Raw genomic sequence first — 1,356 nt, 5'->3', positions numbered from 1 at the left:
GTCCTGTACCGAGGAGAGCCCGGCTGGTCGTCCGGGCGTAGAGACAGCAACGCTTGCTGTGACCGGGAAGTCCAGTGATTTTGCCGGGTGATGGGTGGGAAATCACGGGCATCACAAGCGCGCCCCGGGTTATGTTTGACGGTCTCCATGTGTCAGATTGTTGGTCAACAACAATGGGTTACGTTGAGAAATAGTTCAAATTCCCTCTTGTCGGGACACAGTCGGGTCCCTAGCTTTTTAGCATTGAAGCTCTTCTCGCGAACGACTCCGGAATTTGACCGGCTGCGGTCCTCGCAGAGCGCACCCAAACTGAAGACCCGGATCAAGACGATCTGGACCTGGCCCGCAGTCACTTGTGGGTCCTCTCCAGATCTTGCCCAATCACAGGCCCTTCGGGGCCATCGCCCGAATGGAGATGCAGATGTCTCGCAAGAAACACGCTCCCGCCGCCACGCGCGGCATCATCCACCTGCCCATCACCGCCCTGAAGCCCTATGCGGGCAACGCGCGGCTGCACAAGGACAAGCAGGTCGACCTGATCGCCCGCTCGATCCGCGAGTTCGGGTTCAACAACCCGGTGCTGATCGATGGCGCGCAGAACATCGTCGCGGGCCACGGGCGGTTCGAAGCGGCCAAGCGCCTGGGGCTTGAGACCGTGCCGACCGTGCGGCTCGAGCATCTCTCCCCAGCGCAGGTGCGCTCCTATCGCATCGCGGACAACCGGATTGCGGAGCTTTCCGAGTGGGATCCGGAGATCCTGCGTCTCGAGATTGTCGATCTGAGCGATCTCGAACTGGCTGGAGAGATCGACTTCGAGGTGTCGCTGACCGGTTTCGACACGGCGCAGATCGATGTGCTGATCGATGGCCCGGCCGCGAGCGCCACAGCCGCACCCGCCGAGACCGTCGAGGAACCGGGGCCCGATGCCATTGCGATCACCCGCCCGGGCGAGCTCTGGCACCTCGGGCGTCACCGGATCCTGTGCGGGGACGCGCTCGCAGAGGGCTCCTATGCCGCGCTGATGGCGGGAGAGGCGGCGCGGATGATCTTCACCGATCCACCCTACAACGTGCCGATCAACGGTCATGTGCGCACGGGCGAAACAGGTAGTCATCGCGAGTTCGCCATGGGTGTGGGTGAGATGAGCGCGGCCCAGTTTCGCGACTTTCTGCGTAGCGCGATCCGCCAGAGCGCAGCAAAGCTCATGGACGGCGGGATCAGCATGATCTGCATGGACTGGCGCCATGTTGCCGACCTCATCGAGGCGGGCAAGGCGGAGGGTGCTGTGACCCCCGATAATTCCTCCAGTTGATGCTAGAGTCCGACCCAACAGAAGGATCGGACCATGAAGCCATC

General features: G+C 62.4%; 1 protein-coding gene. It reads left to right on the top strand.

Translation table 11 applies throughout. The annotated features are described in order from the left end of the window. The first annotated feature begins 421 nt into the window (after positions 1-421). Positions 422-1,312, top strand: coding sequence for a ParB/Srx family N-terminal domain-containing protein (locus KTQ37_RS16610; protein ID WP_218631622.1), 891 nt, complete (start codon positions 422-424; stop codon positions 1,310-1,312). Positions 1,313-1,356 lie beyond the last annotated feature (44 nt).

It is taken from the genome of Sedimentimonas flavescens, assembly GCF_019264375.1.
Classification (GTDB): domain Bacteria; phylum Pseudomonadota; class Alphaproteobacteria; order Rhodobacterales; family Rhodobacteraceae; genus Rhodobacter; species Rhodobacter flavescens.
This window is presented reverse-complemented; position numbering and strand designations above follow the sequence as displayed.